Annotated in this window: 26 protein-coding genes; 13 read left to right on the top strand and 13 right to left on the bottom strand. The window is 62.4% G+C overall.

Annotated features, from left to right (window positions below; translation table 11 throughout):
• The first annotated feature begins 4 nt into the window (after positions 1 to 4).
• From ACEN9P_RS16355 to ACEN9P_RS16380, 6 genes are all read left to right on the top strand, one after another.
• On the top strand, positions 5 to 262 hold the full coding sequence (locus tag ACEN9P_RS16355; protein WP_495619817.1) for a hypothetical protein: 258 nt from the start codon (positions 5 to 7) through the stop codon (positions 260 to 262).
• A 136-nt stretch (positions 263 to 398) separates the two neighbouring features.
• Positions 399 to 1781, top strand: a complete 1383-nt coding sequence (locus ACEN9P_RS16360; protein ID WP_495619818.1) for a hypothetical protein — start codon at positions 399 to 401, stop codon at positions 1779 to 1781.
• A 1-nt stretch (position 1782) separates the two neighbouring features.
• Complete coding sequence (locus ACEN9P_RS16365) at positions 1783 to 2118, top strand: DUF2523 family protein (RefSeq protein WP_495619819.1); 336 nt, start codon at positions 1783 to 1785, stop codon at positions 2116 to 2118.
• Positions 2115 to 3344 (top strand): zonular occludens toxin domain-containing protein, encoded by a 1230-nt coding sequence (locus ACEN9P_RS16370; RefSeq protein WP_495619820.1) that lies wholly within the window; start codon positions 2115 to 2117, stop codon positions 3342 to 3344. Before ACEN9P_RS16365 ends, ACEN9P_RS16370 begins: the two co-directional genes overlap by 4 nt.
• Before the next feature lie 56 nt (positions 3345 to 3400).
• Complete coding sequence (locus ACEN9P_RS16375) at positions 3401 to 3943, top strand: hypothetical protein (protein WP_495619821.1); 543 nt, start codon at positions 3401 to 3403, stop codon at positions 3941 to 3943.
• On the top strand, positions 3940 to 4521 hold the full coding sequence (locus ACEN9P_RS16380; protein WP_495619822.1) for a recombinase family protein: 582 nt from the start codon (positions 3940 to 3942) through the stop codon (positions 4519 to 4521). The genes ACEN9P_RS16375 and ACEN9P_RS16380 overlap by 4 nt, the downstream gene beginning before the upstream one ends.
• 7 nt (positions 4522 to 4528) lie before the next feature.
• Here ACEN9P_RS16380 and ACEN9P_RS16385 read toward each other — a convergent pair whose 3' ends face one another.
• A complete protein-coding gene (locus ACEN9P_RS16385; protein ID WP_495619823.1) occupies positions 4529 to 4717 on the bottom strand; it encodes a hypothetical protein in 189 nt (62 codons plus the stop codon).
• A gap of 2 nt (positions 4718 to 4719) precedes the next feature.
• Positions 4720 to 5433 carry an SOS response-associated peptidase gene (locus tag ACEN9P_RS16390; protein ID WP_495619824.1) on the bottom strand — a complete coding sequence of 238 codons (714 nt, stop codon included), beginning with the start codon at positions 5431 to 5433 and terminating at the stop codon, positions 4720 to 4722.
• Positions 5434 to 5879: 446 nt separating this feature from the next.
• Between ACEN9P_RS16390 and ACEN9P_RS16395 the strand changes: the two genes are divergently transcribed.
• A complete protein-coding gene (locus tag ACEN9P_RS16395; RefSeq protein ID WP_495619825.1) occupies positions 5880 to 6590 on the top strand; it encodes a hypothetical protein in 711 nt (236 codons plus the stop codon).
• A 3-nt stretch (positions 6591 to 6593) separates the two neighbouring features.
• Positions 6594 to 7325: a DUF6602 domain-containing protein gene (locus ACEN9P_RS16400; protein ID WP_495619826.1), complete on the top strand. Its 732-nt coding sequence runs from the start codon at positions 6594 to 6596 to the stop codon at positions 7323 to 7325.
• 45 nt (positions 7326 to 7370) lie between these two features.
• Here ACEN9P_RS16400 and ACEN9P_RS16405 read toward each other — a convergent pair whose 3' ends face one another.
• Positions 7371 to 7568, bottom strand: a complete 198-nt coding sequence (locus tag ACEN9P_RS16405) for a hypothetical protein (RefSeq protein ID WP_495619827.1) — start codon at positions 7566 to 7568, stop codon at positions 7371 to 7373.
• Between the two features lie 11 nt (positions 7569 to 7579).
• Positions 7580 to 8227, bottom strand: a complete 648-nt coding sequence (locus ACEN9P_RS16410; protein ID WP_495619828.1) for a transcription elongation protein SprT — start codon at positions 8225 to 8227, stop codon at positions 7580 to 7582.
• Between the two features lie 958 nt (positions 8228 to 9185).
• On the opposite strand from ACEN9P_RS16410, the gene ACEN9P_RS16415 reads away from it, so the two are divergent.
• Positions 9186 to 9494: a hypothetical protein gene (locus tag ACEN9P_RS16415; RefSeq protein WP_007874756.1), complete on the top strand. Its 309-nt coding sequence runs from the start codon at positions 9186 to 9188 to the stop codon at positions 9492 to 9494.
• Between the two features lie 57 nt (positions 9495 to 9551).
• Here the strand turns inward: ACEN9P_RS16415 and ureG are convergent, their stop codons facing one another.
• The 7 genes from ureG to ACEN9P_RS16450 are packed head-to-tail and all read right to left on the bottom strand — an operon-like array spanning position 9552 to position 14679.
• Entirely contained in the window at positions 9552 to 10223 is a 672-nt protein-coding gene (ureG, locus tag ACEN9P_RS16420) for an urease accessory protein UreG (RefSeq protein WP_477662313.1), read from the bottom strand.
• A gap of 40 nt (positions 10224 to 10263) precedes the next feature.
• On the bottom strand, positions 10264 to 10980 hold the full coding sequence (locus tag ACEN9P_RS16425; protein WP_495619829.1) for an urease accessory protein UreF: 717 nt from the start codon (positions 10978 to 10980) through the stop codon (positions 10264 to 10266).
• A gap of 7 nt (positions 10981 to 10987) precedes the next feature.
• Positions 10988 to 11647: an urease accessory protein UreE gene (ureE, locus tag ACEN9P_RS16430; RefSeq protein WP_495619830.1), complete on the bottom strand. Its 660-nt coding sequence runs from the start codon at positions 11645 to 11647 to the stop codon at positions 10988 to 10990.
• 32 nt (positions 11648 to 11679) lie between these two features.
• Positions 11680 to 13398, bottom strand: a complete 1719-nt coding sequence (gene ureC, locus ACEN9P_RS16435) for an urease subunit alpha (protein WP_495619831.1) — start codon at positions 13396 to 13398, stop codon at positions 11680 to 11682.
• Positions 13398 to 13703 (bottom strand): urease subunit beta, encoded by a 306-nt coding sequence (locus ACEN9P_RS16440; protein WP_074576680.1) that lies wholly within the window; start codon positions 13701 to 13703, stop codon positions 13398 to 13400. The genes ureC and ACEN9P_RS16440 overlap by 1 nt, the downstream gene beginning before the upstream one ends.
• Positions 13704 to 13712: 9 nt before the next feature.
• A complete protein-coding gene (locus tag ACEN9P_RS16445) occupies positions 13713 to 14330 on the bottom strand; it encodes a HupE/UreJ family protein (protein ID WP_495619832.1) in 618 nt (205 codons plus the stop codon).
• A 46-nt stretch (positions 14331 to 14376) separates the two neighbouring features.
• Positions 14377 to 14679: an urease subunit gamma gene (locus ACEN9P_RS16450; protein WP_007874763.1), complete on the bottom strand. Its 303-nt coding sequence runs from the start codon at positions 14677 to 14679 to the stop codon at positions 14377 to 14379.
• A gap of 169 nt (positions 14680 to 14848) precedes the next feature.
• On the opposite strand from ACEN9P_RS16450, the gene ACEN9P_RS16455 reads away from it, so the two are divergent.
• From ACEN9P_RS16455 to infA, 4 genes are all read left to right on the top strand, one after another.
• A complete protein-coding gene (locus ACEN9P_RS16455; RefSeq protein WP_495619833.1) occupies positions 14849 to 18373 on the top strand; it encodes a hybrid sensor histidine kinase/response regulator in 3525 nt (1174 codons plus the stop codon).
• Complete coding sequence (locus ACEN9P_RS16460) at positions 18357 to 19418, top strand: response regulator (protein ID WP_495619834.1); 1062 nt, start codon at positions 18357 to 18359, stop codon at positions 19416 to 19418. Before ACEN9P_RS16455 ends, ACEN9P_RS16460 begins: the two co-directional genes overlap by 17 nt.
• A 355-nt stretch (positions 19419 to 19773) precedes the next feature.
• A complete protein-coding gene (locus ACEN9P_RS16465; RefSeq protein ID WP_074576687.1) occupies positions 19774 to 20010 on the top strand; it encodes a hypothetical protein in 237 nt (78 codons plus the stop codon).
• A 62-nt stretch (positions 20011 to 20072) separates the two neighbouring features.
• On the top strand, positions 20073 to 20330 hold the full coding sequence (gene infA / locus ACEN9P_RS16470) for a translation initiation factor IF-1 (RefSeq protein WP_007874777.1): 258 nt from the start codon (positions 20073 to 20075) through the stop codon (positions 20328 to 20330).
• An 81-nt stretch (positions 20331 to 20411) separates the two neighbouring features.
• On the opposite strand, the gene ACEN9P_RS16475 is transcribed toward infA, so the two are convergent.
• Entirely contained in the window at positions 20412 to 21767 is a 1356-nt protein-coding gene (locus ACEN9P_RS16475) for a dicarboxylate/amino acid:cation symporter (protein WP_477662305.1), read from the bottom strand.
• A 138-nt stretch (positions 21768 to 21905) separates the two neighbouring features.
• Positions 21906 to 22523 carry a DUF502 domain-containing protein gene (locus tag ACEN9P_RS16480; RefSeq protein ID WP_477662304.1) on the bottom strand — a complete coding sequence of 206 codons (618 nt, stop codon included), beginning with the start codon at positions 22521 to 22523 and terminating at the stop codon, positions 21906 to 21908.
• Between the last annotated feature and the right edge of the window lie 335 nt (positions 22524 to 22858).

Consider the following 22858-nt stretch of genomic DNA (forward strand, 5'->3'; position numbering starts at 1 on the left):
TCAAATGAAGTTGTTCAAAACCGCCAAGAAGTATGGCAGCACGGCTGCCGCCAAAGTCGCAGCCGTCGGCACCACCCTGGCCCTGCTGGGCTCCCGCGCCATGGCTCAGACCGCCGACCCCAGCGTCCTGGACCAGTTCTTTGACGCCATCGGCCTCAATACCGTGGTCGGCAAGGTGGTCGCCATCGGCCTGATCATCGTCGGCATCGCGCTGGCGTTCAAGGGTCCGGACCTCGCCAAGCGCGTTATCCGCAAGGTGTAATCGTGCTCACCGGTGCCCTCATAGCCCTGTTCTGGGCCATCATCGCCCTGATCGGTGCTCTGAGCGGCATCGGTTTCTGCATCGCGGTTGGAGGCGGCAAATGAAGCGCCTTCGCCCGTTCCTAGCGGTAGCGGTCTTGCTGCTTCCTCTGTCCCTCTTCGCGGGCACCGTCGCCGCGCCCTCCGCGTTTGATCGCTTCATGGGCCTGGCCACCGGCGCCGGCAAAACCACCGTCACCCTGGCCTCCGACGGCACCCCGCTGGCCGCGCCAGGCGTGCCCACCATCACGACCGATGGCGGCCTGCCCAAAGCCACAGCGACCGGCAGCATCACCAATCCCGCCGGCAACCGCGTCGCCGTCTCCGCCGCAGCCCGCGTGCCCGCCGCAGAGGTGGCCGCCGCCACAGGGCGGCTCTTCGTCAACCTGGGCCTGAAAGCCGCCGCCGTCATCGGCGTCGGCATCGTGCTTTACGACTTCGCCAAGGAAATCAACTTCATCCTGTCGCGCAATCCCGACGGCACGATCAAGGTCGAGAAGGTCAATCCCGATTTGTGCACCGTAGCGCCGTGCTTCACCTACAAGTACACCTACGTCGCCTATGACGGCACTCCGTTGACTACAGGCGAACAACCCACGAGGCAAGCTGCTTGTGTGGCCGCTGCCGCTATGTTCACCCTCAGTAATTCACATTCACCGTTTGTTCAGGGGTATACACAGCGCAACCCGCGTCTTATTGGCAATGACTGTTTCGATGACGGCTATGACGCCAAAGGTGTCTTCATCATGACTAATAATCGCGGGCCCGGCATACAAACACCCGTTGCTCCGTCGCCGGTTACTAATCTCCCGTCGAGTCGGCAGGAATTCATCGATGCTGTAGCCGCCAAAAGCGGATGGCCCACCAGCTCCAAGGTCGGCGAGATGTTGGAGGAATCCGCCGCGCAAACCGGCGTCAAGGTCAAGACCGAGCCCATGACCGTTACCGGCCCCGCCACCTCGCCAGGCGGCCAGAAGGTCACGCAAAACACCACCAATAACACCACCAAGACCGAGAACACCACCTACAACCACACCTATAACGGCGACACCATCAACACCACCACGGTGACGGTCACCAACATCACGAATACCACCACCGGGGCACCCATTTCCAGCGAGACCACCACCGAGACCCCGGCCAAGGAGGAGGACCCGCCCAAGGTGGACGTTACCGACACGCCGCTGCCGGCGCAGCCCAAGCTCTACACGCCCAAGTACCCCAACGGCTTGGAGGGCGTCTGGGCCCAGCAAAAGGCAGCTCTCAACGCCACGCCACTGGCGACCCTGGCCGGCAAGCTGATGCCCCATGTCGGCAGCTCGGGCACCTGCCCGGTCATGAACATGGACCTGTCCCTGGCGGTCTGGGCCGACTTTGGCGTGCGGGACGTGGCCCCGCCTTGCTACGTCTGGGACTGGGCCCGGCTCATCATCCTGGTCGGTGCGCTGCTGCTGGCCCGGGCTTTGATCTTCGGAGGCTGACATGTCCGCCTTCTTCTCCATGCTGCTTGCCAAGGTCGCCGCCGTCCTGGAATGGATTGGGGCGCTCTTCGTGGCCGTCTTTGTCGCGCTGTGGGACCTGGTCAAGGATGGTTTCGCCTGGCAGTTTGAGCAAATGCTCAAGATCGCCATTTCGGGCATTGGCTCGATCGACACCAGCGCGGTAGATGCCTACGCTGCCCAGGTCGGCCCCTTGCCAGCCGAGCTGCTTAACATCCTGGGCTTGCTTGGGGTGGGGCCCGCGATCAGCGTCATCACGGCAGCTATCCTGATTCGCCTGGTCCTGCAGCTGATACCTTTCGTGAGGCTCGGATCATGATCAACGGGCTTGAAGGCATCCCGGGCTCGGGCAAGAGCTATGAGGCCGTGGTCTACCACGTGCTGCCGGCGCTGCAGAAAGGGCGCCTGGTCATCACAAACCTTCCGCTGCTGGTGGAGATGTTCGCCGCGGTGAACCCCGATTACCGCGACCTGATCGAGCTGCGCACCCGGACCCAGCCGATACGCGGCACCTGGGACGCGGAGCGCGTTGACGAAAAGGGCAACGGCAACGCCTTCGAACTCTTCGAGGACGGCCATACCGAAAAACCCGACGTGAAGGTGTCGCTCTTCGGCCATGTCTGGGACTACTGGAGCGACTGGAAGCACCCGACGACGGGGCAAGGGCCGCTCTTCATCATCGATGAATGCCACGTCGGCATGCCCAAGCTCGGCACCGACCCCCAGGTGATCGAGTGGTACAAGCTGCACCGGCACTTCAACGTAGATGTGTTGCTGGGTACGCAGAACTTCCGGGACATGAATTCATCGATTGCCGGCCTGCTGGCGATCCTGATCAAGGTGCGTAAGGCTGACATCCTGGGCAAAGCCGACCACTACATCCGCAAGACGCATGGCGGCTATCGGGGCGGGGTGGTGTCCACCGAGGAGCGCAAGTACAAGCCGGAGTTCTTCAAGTTTTACAAGAGCCATACGCAGGGCAACAGCGTGGCCGAATCGGCCGCGCAGGACATGTCCCCCTTCATCGTCAAATTCAACCGCTTCAAATGGGGCGTGTTCGCCCTGGGCGCCGTGGCGGTGGTCTGGGCCTTCTGGCCCGAGCCGGACAAGCCAAAACCCGCTGCAAAGCGCCCGGCAGCGGCCAGCCTGGTGCAGGCCTCAAGCGCGGGGCAGGGGGTCGCCAAGGCCGTTTCAGACCCGGTCAGCGCCGTTACCGGCGTGATCGGCAAGCAGGTGAGCGACCAGCCGGTCGGGATCAATGAGTTTCCGGAGCCCTACGGGCTCAAGGGCCTGCATGTGATGGGACAAATCACGATGAGGGGTAAAACTATTTATGTTTTGGCCGTTAGCCAAAATGGGGCGCAAATTACGACAGTGACCAGCTCGGAGCTGGAGCAGATTGGCTACAAGTGGAAGGCGCTGACGGACTGCGCGGCCTCGCTGCAGTGGAAGGACAAGGTGAGGGCGCTGACCTGTGACAGTCCGCAGATCACTATGGCTCTACAGAAAACCGCGTCGGTCGCTATGCCAGGCGCCCCGAATTGATGCCACGCCTGGCGGTTTTAGTTCGGAGGCGGTCGTTTGCCGCTGGTCCATATTTCGTGCGCCACTTCGACAGGGTTGCGATGCCCGTGCTGCATCTGAGCTTTGCTTGCCCAATCAGGCATTCGCAGCTTGCTGGTGTTATCTGCGGCGAATTGTTGGATGGCAATGGTGAACGTGCTGCACCATTCTTTACTTGGAATCATGGTTGTGAATCTGGTGAAATGTTGTTGACGATCACGCTCTGCAGTATCTACGAAATCGAGGGCGATCCAAAAAGGCGGTGTGCGCAACACTTCAATGGCTGCTATATTTCGCTCCCATGGGAATGGAAGAGCGGGACTGGTACAGGGAGAGATACGCAAGAAGGAATGGCGGTCGCTATGACCGTCGTAGTGGTCGGTACTGGTGGGGTGGTCGTAAGCCTTCCCCGGTTGAGCGCGATCTTTCCTACGAATCGCACATGCCTCGTGCTATGCGGAAAACGCCAACGCCCTGGCATCCAGTACTTTTATGGCTCCTCTTCTTGGCAATTTGCCTCGGCGTGTTCATCGCCTTCAAACTTGCTTCAAAAATTGCCTGAGTCGGTGCGGTCGGTGTGATTTACGGATACGCACGGGTATCCACCACGGAGCAGGAAACCACTCTACAGCTTGATGCGCTCTATCGCGCAGGGGTCGAGCAGGTCTTGCAGGAAAAGCGCAGCTCAGTGGGCACCCGGCCTATTTTGCAGCTCCTCCTCTCAATGCTCCGCCCTGGTGATGTGGTCAAGGTCTACAAAATCGACCGGTTCGCCCGGTCGCTCATTGATCTACTCTCAATCCTTGAGCGCATTGAGAAATCCGGTGCGTGTTTTCAAAGCCTCACAGAGCCAGTAGACACGTCAACCGGCGCCGGACGCATGATGATGCACATGCTCGGCGCGTTCGCAGAGTTTGAGCGTGGAATCATTCGAGAGAGGTCTATAGCAGGTCAGCGGGCAGCGATGCAGCGCGGGGTGCACTGTGGCCGCAAGCGCTCCCTTCCAAGCGACGTAGAGGCCGATATCGTCAAGCTGTACAGCATGCCGGGTAACTGGTACACCTTAAACAGCCTGGCGATAGTGTTTGATGTGCATCCGTCTACCGTTAAGCGGGCGGTGTACCGGGCTTTGAAGCCGGGGCATTCCAGCTTGCGGTAGATGCCAGCTAGAGGCTAGGCGGTGCGCCGACTGCAAACTCCCTAGTTGCAACTTCCTTAGGGTCTTGGTCGCCCTGCTGCTGCTGCGCCACAATGGCCCAGCTCGCAACTTGCAGCATGTCGGCCTCGCCGGCGGCCAGTTCCATGATGGTGTCAGCGAAAATTCTGCGCCAGTCTTCGCGCTCGTTGGTTTGCATGCCTACTCCTCAAAAAGTTGATCTGTGCTGGAAGGGACCGGTTCTGCGATTGCAGTCAGGCGATCAGCGGGGTATTGAACTAGGAATTCTCGGGAGCGATCTGCCGGTGCGTCTAGCCACGCCTGGTAGGAGTCTTCGTTGAGGATGACAACCATACGCTTGTCCTGGAGTTCGGGCGGTCGTTTGGGATCAGGCCGGTGCAGCTCTTTGAAAATTGGGTGTGAATCGGCATTGATGGTGAGCATGGTGAACGAATTCAGCCACTCCCCGGAGGGGGACTTCCACGGCTGCCACAAGCCTGCGACTCCCAGTGATTCACCGTCAGTTCGGCTAATTCGTGTGGGAACAAATCGACCGGTCCGCCAATCGGGTTCATAGATCGCCTCGGCTGGAATAATGCAGTGCCTGGCCTTTGCCCAGGCACTCTTGAAGCTTGCCAGCTCATGGACGGTTTCAGCACGGGCGTTATAGGTCCGCACGCCGTATTTCAACTCTTTGGCAAAGCCAGGCAGCATGCCGAAATGGGCCTCAATGACTTCTGTTTCGGGTACGGCTTCATCCCCTGACTCGCGTTCTGGTGGCCGTCTGATGATCGGGGCGGGTTTGGTTGGGTAGATGTGAGAGCCTCCGGGCGGCGGCGTCCAGCTGGGCGGCACCCTGAACCCCATACGTTCCAGCTTTTTCCTGGAATTTTCGGCTTGATAGTGGCTGCACATACTTGAATAGTACTGCTTAAATACTGTATGCTTATACAGTGTTTTGTACTATTTATCGTATGCGCCAGAAGGGCGTAAAGCTGTCGCCGGAGGCGATCCGAGCGACCGGGAGGGTTGCACGCCTAAGCTATAAACCGCATCCTCTCGGTGAGCCAACGCATTGGACCAAGATTCATGACGTAGTGACTGGGGAGGAAATCGGCTTCCTGGAGGGGGCAAACATCAAACTGATTGACGGTGGCATCAAGATCGCTGGGTGGGACGGCGGGGGAAAGGTGCAGATCTGGTGGTGTGTGCCGTTGACGCCTGAGCAGAACGCTCAACTCACAGCTACCCTTTCTAAGGTTCGTCCCTCTCGCTGAATTTACGCTGGCGTCTTGTGATTCAGAAAGAGGTGCTCCTCTGGTATTGTTACGATCGAACACAGTTCATGGGGAGGAGCAAAAATGACCGAAGAACACTCTCGGGCGCGAAGCATTCTTAGATGGCTGCTGGGCCTATGTGGCGCGCTGGTTGTTGGGGCGCTTGGGAATGGCTTGTGGGAGTATGCATTGAAGGCCGGCTTGGCATGGGTCGGGAATGCGTTACTGGAGATGACAGCGTTTTTGTGGGTTGGTTATCTTGACGGTGTCTACGCGGCGGTAGGGGCGAACCGTTCAGATCAACTTAGCTTTATTCCATTTGTATTGGCGTTTGTGGCGCTTACTATGCTGCCGTTAATGGGCTCCTTCGTATTTGTCGAGGAGGTTAGGTCGCTCCAACGTAGGCTTGTGGCTCTCCAGCGTCGGGGTGAGGACGCTATTTCTGACGACTCGCTTCCCGACGTTGAGGCCCTTGTCAAACGCATGGAATACCGCATTAAGTCATTGAGGTCGAAGATTTTTCGAGTTTTCTTGCCTCTCACCGTCTTCATTGCGGGTTTGTCGTTCACACTTGCTGCGGAACTGCTGTACGTTCGACAGGCCTCTAATTGGACGGAGAGATCCATCGAAATACTTGCGCCAGTGATGACCTCGTTGCAGCTGGCCCAATTGAGAAGTTCTTTTCGGTCTGTCCAGACTTCAAGGCAATTCTTTGACTTAGAGCGGAACTTGCAGGCCATTGCGGCGGCAAATGGCACGAAGCTTCCTCCATTTTCGCCAATAGGCAAACCCTAGGCAATGCAACTCCACTACTCTGGGCTGACTACCCGAATGCTCAGCGAGATCGACACGATTTCTGACAGGATGTCGCATCCGGGTGAGAAGGGGCGCAATAACGAAGCGATCCTTGTGGAGTTGCTTGGTCGCCTTCTTCCCACTCGCTACACCGTGTCTACTGGAAAGGTCATCGCTGTGGGCGGTTTGGAAAGTGGACAGATTGACGTAATCATTCACGATAGGCTGGAGACACCGAGCTTTATCGAGTCGCATGCATGGAGTCTCGTGCCTGTCGAGGCGGTGCACGCCGTTGTCTCGGTTAAGACGACGTTGACTAAATCTGAACTGCGCGATGCAATGGAATCGGTTTCATCTGTTCGTGCATTGCCTAGGCGCGCGGCTTGCAATGAGGTCGACAGTCACCTTGTACCAATTGTCGAGGGTAGCGTGCTTCGACCAAGGGCATTCGTATTCGCTTACAAGTCTAGCTGGAGCAATGTTGATTCACTGAATGCTGCCTTCGTTGATCTATTGAATGGCTTCAACGATAGCCTCAGGCCCAATGCGGTTTGCGCACTTGATCAGGCATTTGTTGCTAGACGTCCGTACACGACGGATGTGAGTGTTTACGCGGAGCATCCCCTTCTGCATTTCTTTCTTTTCTTGGTTAAGGCAATGGATTCGAGACCTAGATACAGGGTTGACCTTACCAAATACATCACTGAGGACTATGGTCAGAGTGGATCGACTTAGTGCTCTGTTCGATTAAAGGATGACGGCTCGGGGTCAGTTTGATACTTAGCGCTTTCGAAGCAGTTGGGTCCTAACGAGCTTCGTAATCACCGCGGCTTTCGTTAGATTCTTGAACCTCATGTATTCCTCGATACCGGCGACGATCTCGGCCGGCACGTCGACGGACAGCGTCACGAGCTCGTGCCTGGCGCGGTAGGCTGCAACGCGCTCGGCGTCGCTTGCGTATTTGCGTGGTCTTGGCATTACGTTACCCGTTACGATTCGTCGCCATCGTCTTCATCGGCTTCACTATTCATTCTTCCGTGGCCCTTTCTCGGGCAGATCGGTGCGCCCGCCTCATCCAGCCATTTGCGAGTGGTCCGCACCGTGTAGCCGCATTCTTCGCACTCGCACTTGAGCATGCGTGCGCCTTGCTTCTTCTTCTCGCCAACCTGCACCAAAGCGTTTAAACGCTTGTGCGGATACACGCCTACGGCGCTAATAAGTGGAGCTGCCCACAGCATGAATTCCTCGGTCGGTTCGCTGGTGGTGAATGGCTTCGTGTGCCCGATCTTTGCGGCCGCCACCTGGAACGGGCGTTTGTGTCCTGCAAGCGGGAGGGCCGCGTGAATCAGCTCGTGTGCCAGGATCGCCGCTATCTTGTCGGCGTCGTCCTCAACGGGCGATATGAATATCTCGGCGTGCTGATCATCGCTCGCGGCTGCGCTCCAGCACTGGCCGCGCACCCTGGTCTTGTTGCCCAGCTCACCGCCCTTGCTCGGAAAGCCGCACGCAACGCGGTAAGCTGGAATTTCGATGCTTGCTTTCGCGTCGATGATTGGTTTCATCCTGGCGGCTAGGGCGTGTAGCCATTGCTCCCGCAGTGCGATGGTGCTCGGTTCGCTGATCTGTCGTTTCGCCATGTCGTCACTCCTTTAAAAGTTACCGGGTCCCTAGATTTCTCGCCCTCCCCGAATTGGGGTTCTGGTCTTTCCACCAGAGAGCGAACATCTGTCACCGTTTCCCTGAGTTCCTGCGCCCGGAGGATGACGGCACCAGGAATGGCGCGGATGTGCGGGGAAGGTTTGTAAAGCGACTAGCGCGAAGCGCCACCTGAAAGCTTTATGAATACCCCGCGCAGCCGGGACAGGCCTGGGGCAGGCTTCCGGAGGAATGGCGCGGGAACTCAGGGAAATGGTGCGCGCGGCGGGGGAAAGACCCGGCTGTTGCGTTAGGGATGGTTACCCGAAGGGCTGAGACTTCAGGCTCAGTGGCGAAGCCATACAGCCCGCCCCGAAGGGAACGCCCGAAGTTCGAAAGTCTCCGCACTTCTTAATTCACGGATTTCGCCGCAAAAACCGCTCGAATTTGCGCGACGAAACAAAAAAGCCCGGGAGTTCCGGGCCTTTGTGTGTTGTTCGTAAGCCACCGCTTCCGCCACTTTCAAATAAGTGGCACCGGCTTTAACGCCACCCCAATCGCACATGCCGATTCAGCCTCTCGGGGCTGCAACCGCAGCCCTGGTGCGCAGACATTCCCTGATTCGATAACAAGGCTCACGGCCCGCGCGGCGGCTGTCTTTGCCGGGGCCTGGTGGCTTGTGGGGACATTTCGGGCGCTTTCGCCCTCATTTGCGTGGTTTTTTTGCAGGACTGCGTCCGACGGACGATTTGCAACCAAAAAGCCTCACCAAATAGCGCTTGGGACGGGCAAAGTACGCCTTATGTTTCCAATGCAACAAACAGACCCGAAAAAACGGAATTATTTCCTGGAACTATTCCCGCCCAATTCTGAAAACCTTTTTCAGGGCAGTGACGAGAAGCGTGGGCAGGGCCATCATAGAAACATTCCGTTACAGCGTAGAAGGACGCCCTAAATCCTATGACAGTTCCTGCTTTCCACCCCGAAGTCGCCGAGAAGGTGGCTACCGCTTTTGTCAAGGCAACCGGAGCCCGCTGGTCCTTTCCGCGGGTCGATATGCAGGACAAGGGCACTTTCATGTTGATTAGCGTCGATGCGGTATCGCCCGAGGTCCGGGAGGTGGCGCTTCCGGTCAAGGAGTCGATCACGCTGGCGCTCAACGAGGTCATTCCCTCTCATCCGTCGCAAAAGTTCGGCAACTGGATGGTGGTGTTTTTCCACGAGGGCAAGATGTACGAAACCGTGCATCCCAGCGAATTCCACACCTGAGTTCGCTGGCGTGAGCCTTCAAGCCGCCCCGGTGGCACCGCGGCGGCCGCCCCCGCTTCAAGCGGTTTCGGCCTGGTTTTGCTGCAACATGCCCCGGGTTTCGATAAAGCTGATCACCTCGGCCAAGCCGGCCTGGGTTTTAAGGTTTGTCATTACAAATGGTTTCAAACCCTTGGCCGTGGTGCGCATGCGGATGGTGTCTTTTTTCATGACCTCGAGATCTGCGCCCACATAAGGCGCCAGGTCGGTCTTGTTGATCACAAACAAGTCGCTTTTTGTGATACCGGGGCCGCCCTTGCGCGGAATCTTCTCGCCAGCCGCCACGTCGATCACATAAATCGTCAAATCGCTCAATTCGGGGCTGAAGGTGGCGGCCAGGTTGTCGCCGCCGGATTCAACGAACACGACGTCGGCATCGGGAAAATCCACCAGCATGCGGTCTATGGCCTCCAGGTTGATGGAGGCGTCCTCGCGAATCGCGGTGTGCGGGCAGCCGCCGGTCTCCACGCCCATGATGCGTTCGGCCGCGAGCGCGCCGCTCACGGTCAGCAGGCGCTGGTCTTCCTTGGTGTAGATGTCGTTGGTGATCGCCACCAGGTCGTACTTGGCCTTCATGGCCTTGCACAGCATTTCGAGCAGCGTGGTCTTGCCGGAACCTACCGGCCCGCCTATGCCCACGCGCAGGGGCGGAAGTTTTTTGCGGCGGTTGGCGATATGGTGCAAGCTCATGGGAATACCTTGAAAAAGAAGATAGGCGGTGTCAATCGGCTCAGGAGCGGAACAGCCGTGAATACTGGGTTTCGTGGCGGGCCGACAAAATCGCCAGCATGGGGGAAAAAGCCTGGCGCTCGCCGTCCGGCAGGCGCAGCGCCGCTTCCACGGCGGGCGGTATGTCGCGGCTCAGCCTGGCCAGTATGCGCTGGCCGGCGCTTTGGCCCAGGGGCACGGACTTGATCGCGGCCTGCATCATGTTCTCGGCCCAGCCAAAAGCGTAGGCCAGCAGGCAGTCGCGCACGCCGGCTTCGGTCTGTGAGGCCGCCAGCGCAAAGGCCACGGGGTAGGTCGGCTGCAGCGCGGCGCAGGCGTCGATGTGCGTGGCGCTGGCCCCTTCATGGTTGCGCAGCCATTCGAGCAGCGAGCGGCCCATTTGTTCGGTTTGGGCGCGCAGCTCGCTGGTCTCGCGGGTTTGCAGCAGCCAGGCATTCAGGCCTGCGATGCGCGCCAGCCTGCCTTCGCGCCAGGCTGGAATGGCCTGGGCAATCACCGCCAGGTCGCCGCGGGCCAGGGCCAAATGGAGCTGGTCGCTGAGCCAGCTTGCGGCCTGGCTTTCCGTCGTGACCTCGCCGCATTCGACAGCAGCTTCCAGGCCTTCTGAATACGAGAAGCCGCCCACCGGCAAGGCGGGCGAGGCCAGCCAGATCAGCTGCAGCAGGCTGGGCGCCGCAAGCTGTTCGGTCGAGGCTGCGGGCGGTGCGGGCGCGTCCACGGCAAGCCTAGTGGCTATGGGGTTTGTGCTTGTGGACCTGGACGGCCACGGGTTTGGCTTCATGCGCGTGATCGTGGTCATGGTCGTCATGCCCATGGTTGCAGCCTGGCCCGTGCACATGGGGTGCCGGCGCGGCGGCCGCGGCAACAGCTTCTTGGCTGTGCTGCTGTTCACCGTGGCCATGGCCATGGCCGTGACCATGCCCATGTCCGCCCGAGCTGTAGGCGCCGCCCTCGGGTTCAAAGGCTTCTTCAGCCTCATTCACGATCAGGTGCATGGCGCGCAGCATGTCGGCCAGCACGTGGTCGGGTTCTATCTTGAGGTGGTCGGGCTTGAGCTCTATCGGCACGTGCCGGTTGCCCAGGTGGTAGGCCGCGCGCGTCAGGTCAAAAGGCGAGCCGTGCGAGGCACAGGCCGTGATGCGCAGCACCGGCTGCGGCGCGGCAATCACCCTGACCATGGAGCCGTCCTCGGCCAGGAGCACATCGCCGCCGCGCACCAGCGTGCCGCGCGGCAGGAACACGCCCAGCTGGCGGCCCTGCGAGTCGGTCGCGTCAAAGCGGCTTTTCTGGCGCACGTCCCAGTCGAGCTCGACGGTGGCGGCGCGTTTGACGAGCACGGGGGCCAGGCCCGCGCCCTGAGAAATCACTTTGGAAACCTGAAGCATGAGGCCTTCACAGCAAAGATTGGGAACAAGACTTAAAACAGGAAATACCGCTGCGTCATCGGCAGGCTGGTCGCCGGCTCGCAGCCCAGCAGCTGGCCGTCGGCGCGCACCAGGTAGGTCTGGGCATCAACTTCCATCCTGGGCAGGTAGGCATTGTGGACCATGTGCTGCTTGCGCACGCCGCGCACGTTCTTCACCGCGCTCAGGGTCTTGGCCAGGCCGAAGCGCTCCTTGACGCCGGCATTCAGCCCGGCCTGCGAGACAAAGGTCAGCGAGCCCCTGGCGATGGCGCCGCCGAAGCCGCCGAACTGCGGGCGGTAATGCACCGGCTGCGGCGTGGGGATGGAGGCGTTCGGGTCGCCCATGGCCGCCATGGCGATAAAGCCGCCCTTGAGGATGACTGAGGGCTTGATGCCGAAAAAGGCCGGTTTCCAGACCACCAGGTCGGCCCACTTGCCCAGCTCGACCGAGCCGACCTCGTGCGAGATGCCGTGGGCGATCGCCGGGTTGATGGTGTATTTGCTGATGTAGCGCTTGGCGCGGAAGTTGTCGTGGCGCTCGCTGTCGCCGGGCAGCTTGCCGCGCTGCAGCTTCATCTTGTGCGCGGTCTGCCAGGTGCGGATGATGACCTCGCCGACGCGGCCCATGGCCTGGCTGTCGGAGCTGAACATGCTGATCGCGCCCAGGTCGTGCAGCACGTCCTCGGCGGCGATGGTCTCCTTGCGGATGCGGCTCTCTGCAAAAGCCAGGTCTTCGGCGATGCCGGCGTCCAGGTGGTGGCACACCATCAGCATGTCGACGTGTTCGTCGAGTGTGTTGACGGTGTAGGGCATGGTCGGGTTGGTGGAGGAGGGCAGGAAGTTCTCCTCGCCCACCACGCGCAGGATGTCGGGCGCATGGCCGCCGCCCGCGCCCTCGGTGTGGAAGGCGCACAGGCTTCGGCCCTTGGTCGCGGCAATCGTGTTCTCGACGAAGCCCGACTCGTTGAGCGTGTCGCTGTGGATGGCGACCTGGGTGTCGGTGGCTTCGGCCACGTCCAGGCAGTTGCTGATGGCTGCGGGCGTGGTGCCCCAGTCCTCGTGCAGCTTCAGGCCTATGACGCCGGCGTTGATCTGCTCATGCAGCGCGGCCGGCAGGCTGGCATTGCCCTTGCCGAGGAAGCCCAGGTTCATCGGGAAGGCGTCGGCCGCCTGCAGCATGCGCTCGATGTTCCAGGGGCCGGGTGTGCAGGTGGTGGCGAAGGTGCCGGTGGCAGGGCCCGTGCCGCCGCCCAGCATGGTGGTGATGCCCGAGGTCAGCGCCTCCTCGATCTGCTGCGGGCAGATGAAATGGATGTGCGAGTCTATGCCGCCGGCGGTGACGATCATGCCTTCGCAGCTGATGATCTCGGTGCCCGGGCCTATGATCATGTCCACGCCGGGCTGGGTGTCGGGGTTGCCGGCCTTGCCGATGGCGGCGATGCGCCCGCCCTTGAGGCCTATGTCGGCCTTGACGATGCCCCAGTGGTCGATGATGAGCGCATTCGTCATCACGCAGTCCATGGCGCCTTCGGCCCGCGTCTTTTGCGATTGGGCCATGCCGTCGCGTATCGTCTTGCCGCCGCCGAACTTGACTTCCTCGCCGTAGCTGCCGGCGCGCAAGGTGTAGTCGGCCTCGACTTCGACCAGCAGCTCGGTGTCGGCCAGGCGCAGGCGGTCACCGACCGTGGGCCCGAACATTTCCGCGTAGGCGCGGCGTCCTATGGTTGCCATCAGAGTTTTCCTTGGATCAGGCCGCGAAAGCCATAGACGTTTCGTTCACCCGCGAAGTCCACGAGCTCCACCGTGCGCTGCTGGCCCGGCTCAAAACGCACGGCCGTGCCCGAGGCGATGTTCAGCCGCATGCCGCGCGCCGCGTCGCGGTCAAAACCGAGCGCGCCGTTGGTCTCGGCGAAGTGGTAATGCGAGCCCACTTGAATAGGGCGGTCTGCCGTGTTTTGCACCACGACAGTCAGCGTGCGCCGGCCCGCGTTGAGCACGTGGTCGGGGCCGTCGGTGATGAGTTCTCCGGGAATCATGGCGCGCCTTCAGGCCAGCTGGGCCAGCAGGGCCACGCCGAAAATGGCGACAACTGTGCCGGCCGCGCGCGGCAGCCAGGCGTTGGCACTGCGCAGCGCCCAGCCGGCGCCCAGGCCCACCAGGTGCAGCAGCACGGTGGCGGCCAGCATGCCCGAGAGGGTGGCCCAGGCGCTGGGCGCTTCGGCCAGTTCATAACCGTGGGCCAGGCCGTGAAAGACGGCGAACACGCCGACGATGAGCGCGGCCGCGATGCCAGGCACATGCCAGCGCGTGGCGACCAGCAGGCCGGTGACCAGCAGCGAGGCCGCGATCATGGGCTCGACCGCCGGGATCTGCACACCCTGCAGGCCCAGCAGCGCACCCGCCAGCAGCATGCCGGCAAAGCCCAGCGGGCCCCACAGCAGGTCAGGGCCGGCGCGGCGCGCGGCCAGCGCGCTCCACAGGCCCACAGCCACCATGGCCGCCAGATGGTCCATGCCCGTCAGCGGGTGCAGCAAGCCGGTGAAAAAATCCAGGTGCGTGTGGCCGTCCACGCCGGTGTGCGCGAAGGCCGCCGCGGGCAGCGCGGCCGCCAGGGCCAGCAGGGCGCGCAATGCGCGGGGCGAGGGCAGGGCAAAAAAACTCACGGCAATCTCCTGTGGGGTGGGTGTTGTTGGCGGCGTTCAGAGGCGTTCAGACAATGGGCTGGTGCACGGTGACCAGCTTGGTGCCGTCGGGAAAAGTCGCTTCGACCTGGATGTCGGGGATCAGTTCGGGAATGCCGTCCATCACGTCGGCGCGGGTCAGCACGGTGCGGCCCTCGCTCATGAGCTGGGCGACGGACTTGCCGTCGCGCGCGCCTTCCATCACGGCGGCGCTGATCAGCGCCACGGACTCGGGGTAGTTGAGCTTCAGGCCGCGGGCGCGGCGCCTTTCGGCCAGCAGGGCAGCCGTAAAAATAAGCAGCTTGTCTTTTTCGCGGGGTGTCAATTCCATGGGGCTCTCTCAGGGCAGGCTGCCGGCTTGGGGATGCTGCCGGGGTGCAAGAATGGTGCCATAAGACGCCGTCCGCGGTCCAGCCTGGGGCGGGCCGCCGGGGTGCATGGCACAGAACATGCACCTGAAGACGCTCAATCACTACGCGCCCGGCGCATCTGCCCCTCCCATGGACGCCCCGCTCACGCCCCTGCAGCCGCCCCTGCCGCCCGAAGCGGCGGCGGCCGCGCCCATGGCGGGCGAAGCAGCGCCGCTGCAGCGCATCATCAAGGTCAGGCGCGACTACAACAGCTGGGTCGCCAGCGAAACCATGGAAGACTACGCGCTGCGCTTTACGCCGCAGCGCTTTCGCAAGTGGTCGGAATGGCGGGTCGCCAACACCGCCTTTGGCGCGGCCTCCTTTCTGATCCTCGAGGCGGTGGGCGCCACCTTGCTGGTCAAGTACGGTTTCACCAATGCCTTCTGGGCCATCGTCGCCACCGGCCTCATCATCTTCCTGGCCGGCCTGCCCATCAGCATTTATGCGGCGCGCTACGGCGTGGACATGGACCTGCTGACGCGCGGCGCCGGCTTCGGCTACATAGGCTCGACGCTGACCTCGCTGATCTACGCCTCCTTTACCTTTATCTTTTTTGCGCTGGAAGCGGCCGTCATGGCCTATGCGCTGGACCTGGCCCTGGGCATTCCGCCCAGCTGGGGCTATCTGGTCTGCGCGCTGGTGGTGATCCCGCTGGTCACCCACGGCGTGTCCGTGATCTCGCGCCTGCAGGTCTGGACCCAACCCCTGTGGCTGGTCATGCTGGTCGTGCCCTTTGTGTTTGTGCTGCTGCGCGATCCTGGTGCTTTTTCGGGCGTGCTGCACTATGGCGGTGAGAAGGGCGTGGGTGGTGAGTTTGATTTGCACCTGTTTGGTGCCGCATTGACCGTAGGCATCGCGCTGATCACCCAGATGGGCGAGCAGGCCGACTATTTGCGCTTCATGCCGGTGCAGACGCCGGCCAGGCGCTGGCGCTGGTGGGGCGGCGTGCTGGCCGGCGGGCCGGGCTGGGTCTTCCTGGGCGTGGTGAAGATGCTGGGCGGGGCCTTCCTGGCCTACCTGGCGATTAGCAATATGGTGCCGCTGGACCGCGCGGTGGACCCCAACCAGATGTACCTGGCGGCCTATGAATACGTGTTCCCGCACTACGGCATGGCCGTGGCCGCCACCGCGCTCTTCGTGGTGGTGTCGCAGCTCAAGATCAACGTCACCAACGCCTATGCCGGTTCGCTGGCCTGGTCGAATTTTTTCTCGCGCATCACGCACAGCCATCCGGGCCGCGTGGTCTGGGTGGTGTTCAACACGCTGATCGCCTTCATGCTGATGGAGATGAACGTCTTCCAGGCGCTGGGCGACGTGCTGGGCCTGTACTCCAACATCGCCATCGCCTGGGTCATGGCCGTGGTGGCCGACCTGGTCATCAACAAGCCGCTGGGCCTGAGCCCGCCGGGCATAGAGTTCAAGCGCGCCCACCTCTACGACATCAACCCGGTCGGCGTGGGCGCCATGGCCCTGGCCTCGGCGCTGTCCATCACGGCGCACCTGGGGATGTACGGCGAGATGGCGCAGGCCTTCTCGGCCGTGATCGCCATGGGCACGGCCTTTGTGGCGGCGCCGCTGATCGCCTGGGCCACCAAGGGCCGTTACTACATCGCGCGTGGCCCGGCCGTGGCGGCGGGTGAGGGCGCCTACAAGCCGTATGCGCTGCAGCAGTGCGTGATTTGCGAGCGCGCCTACGAAGGCCCGGACATGGCCCACTGCCCGGCCTACCAGGGTCCCATCTGCTCACTGTGCTGCACGCTGGACGCGCGTTGCGGCGACCTGTGCAAGCCGCACGCCAGCCTCTCGGCGCAATGGTCGGGCGCGCTGCGCTGGTTGTTGCCGCGCCGCGCCTGGCCGTACCTGGACACCGGCCTGGGCCACTTCCTGCTGCTGATGCTGATCATCGTGCCGCTGCTGGCCAGCGTGTTCGGCCTGCTTTACCACCAGGAAATCAGCGCGCTGTCGGACTTAACGCCCTCGGAGCCGGCCCTGAAGTCGGGCTTTCTGAAGGCCTATATGGCGCTGCTGGTGATCGCCGGCCTGGTCGCCTGGTGGCTGGTGCTGGCGCACAAGAGCCGCCAGGTGGCGCAGGAGGAATCGAACCGCCAGACGCATTTGCTGATGCGCGAGATCGAGTCGCACCGCCAGACCGACGAGGCGCTGCAGCAGGCCAAACGCGTGGCCGAAGAAGCGCGCCACCATGCCGACCAGGCCAACCAGGCCAAGAGCCGCTACATCAGCGCCATCAGCCACGAGCTGCGCACGCCGCTCAACAGCATCCTGGGCTATGCGCAGCTCATGGGCGAGGACAGCGCGATACCGCCGCACCGCAAGCAGGCCGTCAGCGTCATCAAGCGCGGCGGCGAGCACCTGCTGTCGCTGATCGAGGGCACGCTGGACATCGCCCGCATCGAGGCGGGCAAGCTCACGCTCAATGTCAAGCCCATGCATTTCGCCGATTGTGTGCACGAGATGGCCGGCATGTTCGAGCTGCAGGCCGCGGCCAAGGGCCTGGCCTTTCACTTCGAGGCCAGCGGCAACCTGCCCGAGCTGGTGCGCGCCGACGAAAAACGCGTGCGCCAGATCCTCATCAACCTGCTGGGCAATGCCATCAAGTTCACGGTGCAGGGGCAAGTGACTTTCCGGCTGCGCCATGCGCGCGAGATGGCCTACATCGACATCGAGGACACCGGCCCCGGCATGCGCGAGGCGGAACTCGCGCGCATCTTCGAGCCCTTCGCGCGCGGCACCGCGGCCGGCCAGAGCGCCGAAGGCACACCGGGCGCCGGCCTGGGCCTGACGATTGCCAAGATGCTGACCGACCTGATGGGCGGCGAGATGACGGTGGTCAGCACGCCGGGCCAGGGTTCCGTCTTCCGCATACGGCTGTTCCTGCCCGAGGTGCACCTGCCGGCGGGCGCCGCCAAAGAGGCCGCCGTGCCGGCGCGGCGCCGGCCGCGCGGCTATGAGGGTCCGCGCCGCAAGCTGCTGGTGGTCGACAACGAAGAGCCCGACCGCGAACTGCTGGTGCAGCTATTGCAGCCCATGGGCTTTGAGCTGCGCACCGCCGCCAGCGGCCACGACTGCCTGGACCTGCTGGCCGCCGGCTACCAGCCCGACGTGATCTTCATGGACCTGGCCATGCCGGGCATAGACGGCTGGGAGACGCTGCGCCGTGTGCGCGGCTCCGGCCATGAGGGCATACACCTGGCCGTCGTCTCGGCCAATGCCTTTGACAAAGGCATGGAAAACGACGCCGGCATTCTTCCCGAGGACTTCATCTTGAAGCCCGTGCGCCACACCGAACTGATCGCCTGGCTGGAGCGGCGCCTGTCGCTCACCTGGCGTTATGACGAGCCGGCTGAGGAGCTTGTGCCCGCGGCCGCGCCGCCGCGGCGCGTGCTGCCGCACGCCCCGCAACTGGCCGCGCTGCAGGAGGTGGTCAGCCTCGGTTTTTACCGCGGCATCATGAACATGCTGGCGGAGATAGAGCGGCAGCAGCCCGCCACCACCGCATTCGTCGAAGACATGCGCGTGCTGGCGCGGCAGTTCCAGTTCGAGGCCATGGGCCGCCAGCTCGCCAACCAGGAGGCCAGCCATGAGCAGCGTGCTTGAAGATTCCCCCACCACACTGAACCGGCTCAACCGCAGCCTGGACCACACGCTGGACCGGGCCAACAGCGACGTCGTGCTCATCGTGGACGACGTGCCCGACAACCTCTCGGTGCTGCACGACGCGCTCGATGAGTCGGGCTACACCGTGCTGGTGGCCACCAGCGGCGAGGCCGCGCTGCAGCGCGCGCTGCAGGCCCGGCCCGACATCGTGCTGCTGGACGCGATGATGCCCGGCATGGACGGCTTTGAAGTCGCCAAGCGCCTGAAGGCCATGGCCGAGACCGCCCACATCCCCATCATCTTCATGACTGGCCTGACCGAAACCGAGCACCTGGTGGCCGCGCTGGAGGCCGGCGGCGTCGACTACGTGAACAAGCCCATCAAGCCCAAGGAAGTCATGGCGCGTATGGGCGTGCACCTGCAGGGCGCGCGCCGTGCCCGCCAGGAGGCGCGCCAGGCCGGCCAGGCGCGCAATGCCCTGGACGCCTTCGGTTATGCCAGCATCACGGTGCGCATGGGCGGCGCGGCCGACGGCCGGCTGATCTGGCAGACGCCGCTGGCGCGCGAGCTTTTGATGCGCTACTACGGTACCTCGGCGCCGCAAACGCCCGAGCCGGTGCTGGCCTGGCTGCGCAGCCACATCGCGGACGCCGAACGCCAGGTCGAGCCGCCGCGCCTGGCGGTGGAAATGGGCCCGCGCCGGCTGACCTTCCGGCTGCACCAGCAGACCGGCGACGGCGGCGAAAGCGGCGACGCCGCCGGCCGGGGCGACTGGCTGATCGTGATGCGCGAGATTTCCGACGACGCGGTGGTGGAGGCCATGAGCCTGAGCTTCAAGCTCACGGCCCGCGAGGCCGAGGTGCTGTACTGGGTGGTCAAGGGCAAGACCAACCGCGACATCGGCGACATCCTGGGCTCCAGCCCGGCCACCGTGAAGAAGCACCTGGAACGGGTCTACGCCAAGCTGGGCGTGGAAACCCGCACCGCCGCCGCAGGCATGGCCATGAACAAGATCCGACAATTGCACCCGCAGTTTGAGGGCTGAGAAACCCGGTCCAACAGGGCGAAAGGCGCGATTTGCGCCGGGCGGTTACAATAGCAGCTTCGGTAAAGCATCAGCTTTTTACATCGAAGCCTTTTCCCAACAGGTTTCCTTCTCAATAGCGGCGCTTCCCAGAGCCCGAATCCACAGTGTTTTCAGTGCCCATACAGCCCTGAACCCTCTCAGCACTGTTCCGTTTTTCCGGCGAGCACTCTTCCCGACAGTGCCCACGCATGGCTCAACCAGCCCAGCCCCTGACAAGGGCCAGGCGGGTGGACACCGAACACCCGCCGGCTTGCTCGCAAGCCGATTCTCCTTATTTATCAAGCCGGGACACATAACCCGGCACGGACTTTTTATGAACGTAGATCACACCAAAATCGCGGTGGGCAAGTACCTTGTCTCACCACTGGCCAAGCAGCAAGGCGAAGGCTACGCTGCATCGGTCTCCATCCGCTCCGGCCGCGGCAGCGCCACGCACGACCGCGTGCTGCGCTTCAGCGGCCTCTTCGACAGCGCGGCCTCGGCCGTGCAATACGCGACGGAACACGCCCTGCGCTGGATCCACGAGCGCTCAACGCCGGCCTGCGCATAAGCCTTGCCAGCCCTGACAACAGATATCACGGACAACTTTTTCAATTCCCTAGGAGTTACATCATGGCCAAAGAAGAACTGATTGAAATGCATGGGCTGGTCGACGAAGTGTTGCCGGATTCGCGCTTTCGCGTCACGCTCGAGAACGGCCACAAGCTTGTGGCTTACACCTCGGGCAAGATGCGCAAAAACCATATCCGCATCCTGGCCGGCGACCAGGTGTCGCTGGAGCTCTCGCCCTACGACCTGAGCAAGGGCCGGATCACCTTCCGCCACATCGCAGGCCGCGGCCCGGGCCCGGCGCCGCGCCAGGCCCGCTAAACCGGCCTTCGCAAAAAACACAAAGCCCGGCAGGTGGAGAGGAATCTCCGCCTGCCGGGCTTTGTCATTTGCGGTGTGTTTTCAGTGGCGGCCGGCCGCCATGTGCTCGGTCTTCCTGTTGATCAGCACCTCGGGCTCCTGGGCCTCGACCCAGCTCTCGTTGTTGAGCCCGGCCTTGAGCCTGTCGGTGTCCAGGTCATTCGTCCATTTGGCGACCACGATGGTGGCCACGCCGTTGCCTATCAGGTTGGTCAGCGCACGCGCCTCCGACATGAAACGGTCTATGCCCAGGATCAGCGCCAGCCCCGCCACGGGCACGGTGCCCACGGCCGACAGCGTGGCGGCCAGCACGATGAAGCCGCTGCCCGTGATGCCGGCCGCGCCCTTGGAGGTCAGCAACAGCACCGCCAGCAGCGTGAGCTCCTGTGTGAGCGTCATCGGCGTGTTGGTGGCCTGCGCGATGAACACCGCCGCCATCGTGAGGTAGATGGACGTGCCGTCCAGGTTGAAGGAGTAGCCGGTCGGAATCACCAGGCCCACGGTGGTCTTTTTCGCGCCCAGGTTCTCCATCTTTTCCATCATGCGCGGCAGCACCGATTCGGACGAGGAGGTGCCTAGCACGATCAGCAGCTCTTCCTTGATGTACTTGATGAACTTCCAGATGCTGAAGCCGTGCACGCGCGCGATGGCGCCCAGTACCACAAAGATGAAGATCAGGCAGGTCGCGTAGAAGGCGGCCATCAGCTTGCCCAGCGACACCAGGCTGTCCACGCCGTAAGCGCCTATGGTGAAGGCCATGGCGCCGAACGCGCCTATGGGCGCCACCTTCATGATGAAACCGACGATGGTGAACAGCACGTGCGAGGTTTTTTCGACGAAGTCGAACACCAGCGTGCCGCGCCCGCCGAAACGGTGCAGCGCGAAGCCGAACATCACCGCGATCAGCAGCACCTGCAAAATCTCGCCTTTGGCGAAGGCGTCCACCACGGTGGACGGGATGATGTTCATGATGAAGTCGGTGGTGCCGACCATCTTGCCGGGGCCGGTATAGGCGGCAATGGCCTTGGTGTCCAGCGTGGACACGTCGACATTCATGCCCTGGCCCGGCTTGAACACATTGACCAGCACCAGGCCTATGATCAGCGCGAAGGTGCTGACGATCTCAAAGTAAAGCAGCGCCAGGCCGCCGGTCTTGCCGACCTTCTTCATGTCCTCCATGCCGGCGATGCCGATCACGACGGTGCAGAAGATGATGGGCGCGATCATCATCTTGATGAGCTTGATAAAGCCGTCGCCCAGCGGCTTCATGAGCTTGCCGGCATCGGGGTAAAAATGCCCCAGCAGCACGCCGGCGATGACCGCGCAGATCACCTGGAAATAGAGCGATTTGTAGAGGGGCGGCTTGCGCTTGGTTGTCTCTGTTGTCGTTGTTGTCATGGCCGGGACGCGTCAGGCTGCGCGCAGTGGTGGTCGGGTCACCAAATATAGCCCCGCCACGCGATTTGTCCATGTGGGAAACCACAGATCACAAACCTTTACGCGGCCCTTTACCCAGCCGCTGCGCGGCCTGAAAACTCAGCCGGCCGGCGTGCCGCTGCCGCCGCCCGTGGCCGGCGGGCGCGCCATCCAGGCGATCAGCGAGGAGCGCATGGCTTCCTCCACCGACATGTCTATGGGCTGCACCCAGTCGGCCGGCACGAACACCGTGTAGCCGCCTATCATGTAACCCATGGGCAGGTAGACCGCCACGCGATCGCCGGGCAGGAAGCCTGGCCCCAGGTCGGCGAAGCTGCGGCGCGTGATCAGGCCCACGATTTCCATCGCGTGGCCGGGCATGCGCAGTATCACCACGCTTTGCTCGCCCTGCTTGCCCGAAGGCGAAAAGTAGTCGGCGAAGCTTTTGAGCGAGGAGTAAATGCTTTTGACGACCGGCAGGTTGGTGAAAGGCATTTCCGCGAAAGACAGCAGCTTGCGCACGCTCCGCTTGGACACCAGGTAGCCGATCACCAGGATGCTGAGCACGCCGAACACCAGGCCCAGGCCCGGGATGTAAAAGCTGCCGATCAGCGGCCGCAGAATCCACAGCGCCGCGGTCTCCATCCAGGCCAGGAAGATGTAGAGCAGGTAGACCGTCAGGGCTACCGGCAGGATGGTGATGAGGCCGCGAAAGAAATATTTGTAAAGGCTTTTCATGGATTTTGGGTGTATGCCGGCACGCACGATGCGGGGCCGGCCATGCTCTGCAATATAACCATTTCAGTTGACGCTCGGCCCGCTGGGCGCCTGTCGGCCTTTTCCTACGTTTTTCGGGTACTAATCACCGCAGCTTGTCATATTTCCATGCTTAAACTGGCGTCATTGCGAACACCTGATATGAACGCCCACGCAGCTGCAGAGACGACACCGGACACGGGCCGGCACGCCTTTGCCCTTGTGCTTGATTCATGCCTGCGGCGCCGGCCGTTTCAGCGGCCTTCGGCCCCTGCGCCGAAAGTTACGTTTGCACCCCTTGATATTTTTTTGCGGCG

This window comes from Polaromonas sp. Polasp52, from assembly GCF_059491565.1.

What these genes read in the sequence shown, in the direction of transcription:
- ACEN9P_RS16440 (WP_074576680.1), bottom strand. Translation starts at nt 13,703, where the DNA reads ATGATTCCCGGAGAACTCATCACCGACGGCCCCGACCACGTGCTCAAC.
- ureE (WP_495619830.1), bottom strand. Translation starts at nt 11,647, where the DNA reads ATGCTTCAGGTTTCCAAAGTGATTTCTCAGGGCGCGGGCCTGGCCCCC.
- ACEN9P_RS16395 (WP_495619825.1), top strand. Translation starts at nt 5,880, where the DNA reads ATGACCGAAGAACACTCTCGGGCGCGAAGCATTCTTAGATGGCTGCTG.
- ACEN9P_RS16370 (WP_495619820.1), top strand. Translation starts at nt 2,115, where the DNA reads ATGATCAACGGGCTTGAAGGCATCCCGGGCTCGGGCAAGAGCTATGAG.
- ACEN9P_RS16415 (WP_007874756.1), top strand. Translation starts at nt 9,186, where the DNA reads ATGACAGTTCCTGCTTTCCACCCCGAAGTCGCCGAGAAGGTGGCTACC.
- ureG (WP_477662313.1), bottom strand. Translation starts at nt 10,223, where the DNA reads ATGAGCTTGCACCATATCGCCAACCGCCGCAAAAAACTTCCGCCCCTG.
- ACEN9P_RS16405 (WP_495619827.1), bottom strand. Translation starts at nt 7,568, where the DNA reads ATGCCAAGACCACGCAAATACGCAAGCGACGCCGAGCGCGTTGCAGCC.
- ACEN9P_RS16355 (WP_495619817.1), top strand. Translation starts at nt 5, where the DNA reads ATGAAGTTGTTCAAAACCGCCAAGAAGTATGGCAGCACGGCTGCCGCC.
- ACEN9P_RS16455 (WP_495619833.1), top strand. Translation starts at nt 14,849, where the DNA reads ATGGACGCCCCGCTCACGCCCCTGCAGCCGCCCCTGCCGCCCGAAGCG.
- ACEN9P_RS16400 (WP_495619826.1), top strand. Translation starts at nt 6,594, where the DNA reads ATGCAACTCCACTACTCTGGGCTGACTACCCGAATGCTCAGCGAGATC.
- ACEN9P_RS16365 (WP_495619819.1), top strand. Translation starts at nt 1,783, where the DNA reads ATGTCCGCCTTCTTCTCCATGCTGCTTGCCAAGGTCGCCGCCGTCCTG.
- ureC (WP_495619831.1), bottom strand. Translation starts at nt 13,398, where the DNA reads ATGGCAACCATAGGACGCCGCGCCTACGCGGAAATGTTCGGGCCCACG.
- ACEN9P_RS16475 (WP_477662305.1), bottom strand. Translation starts at nt 21,767, where the DNA reads ATGACAACAACGACAACAGAGACAACCAAGCGCAAGCCGCCCCTCTAC.
- ACEN9P_RS16410 (WP_495619828.1), bottom strand. Translation starts at nt 8,227, where the DNA reads ATGGCGAAACGACAGATCAGCGAACCGAGCACCATCGCACTGCGGGAG.
- infA (WP_007874777.1), top strand. Translation starts at nt 20,073, where the DNA reads ATGGCCAAAGAAGAACTGATTGAAATGCATGGGCTGGTCGACGAAGTG.
- ACEN9P_RS16390 (WP_495619824.1), bottom strand. Translation starts at nt 5,433, where the DNA reads ATGTGCAGCCACTATCAAGCCGAAAATTCCAGGAAAAAGCTGGAACGT.
- ACEN9P_RS16385 (WP_495619823.1), bottom strand. Translation starts at nt 4,717, where the DNA reads ATGCAAACCAACGAGCGCGAAGACTGGCGCAGAATTTTCGCTGACACC.
- ACEN9P_RS16450 (WP_007874763.1), bottom strand. Translation starts at nt 14,679, where the DNA reads ATGGAATTGACACCCCGCGAAAAAGACAAGCTGCTTATTTTTACGGCT.
- ACEN9P_RS16460 (WP_495619834.1), top strand. Translation starts at nt 18,357, where the DNA reads ATGAGCAGCGTGCTTGAAGATTCCCCCACCACACTGAACCGGCTCAAC.
- ACEN9P_RS16480 (WP_477662304.1), bottom strand. Translation starts at nt 22,523, where the DNA reads ATGAAAAGCCTTTACAAATATTTCTTTCGCGGCCTCATCACCATCCTG.
- ACEN9P_RS16465 (WP_074576687.1), top strand. Translation starts at nt 19,774, where the DNA reads ATGAACGTAGATCACACCAAAATCGCGGTGGGCAAGTACCTTGTCTCA.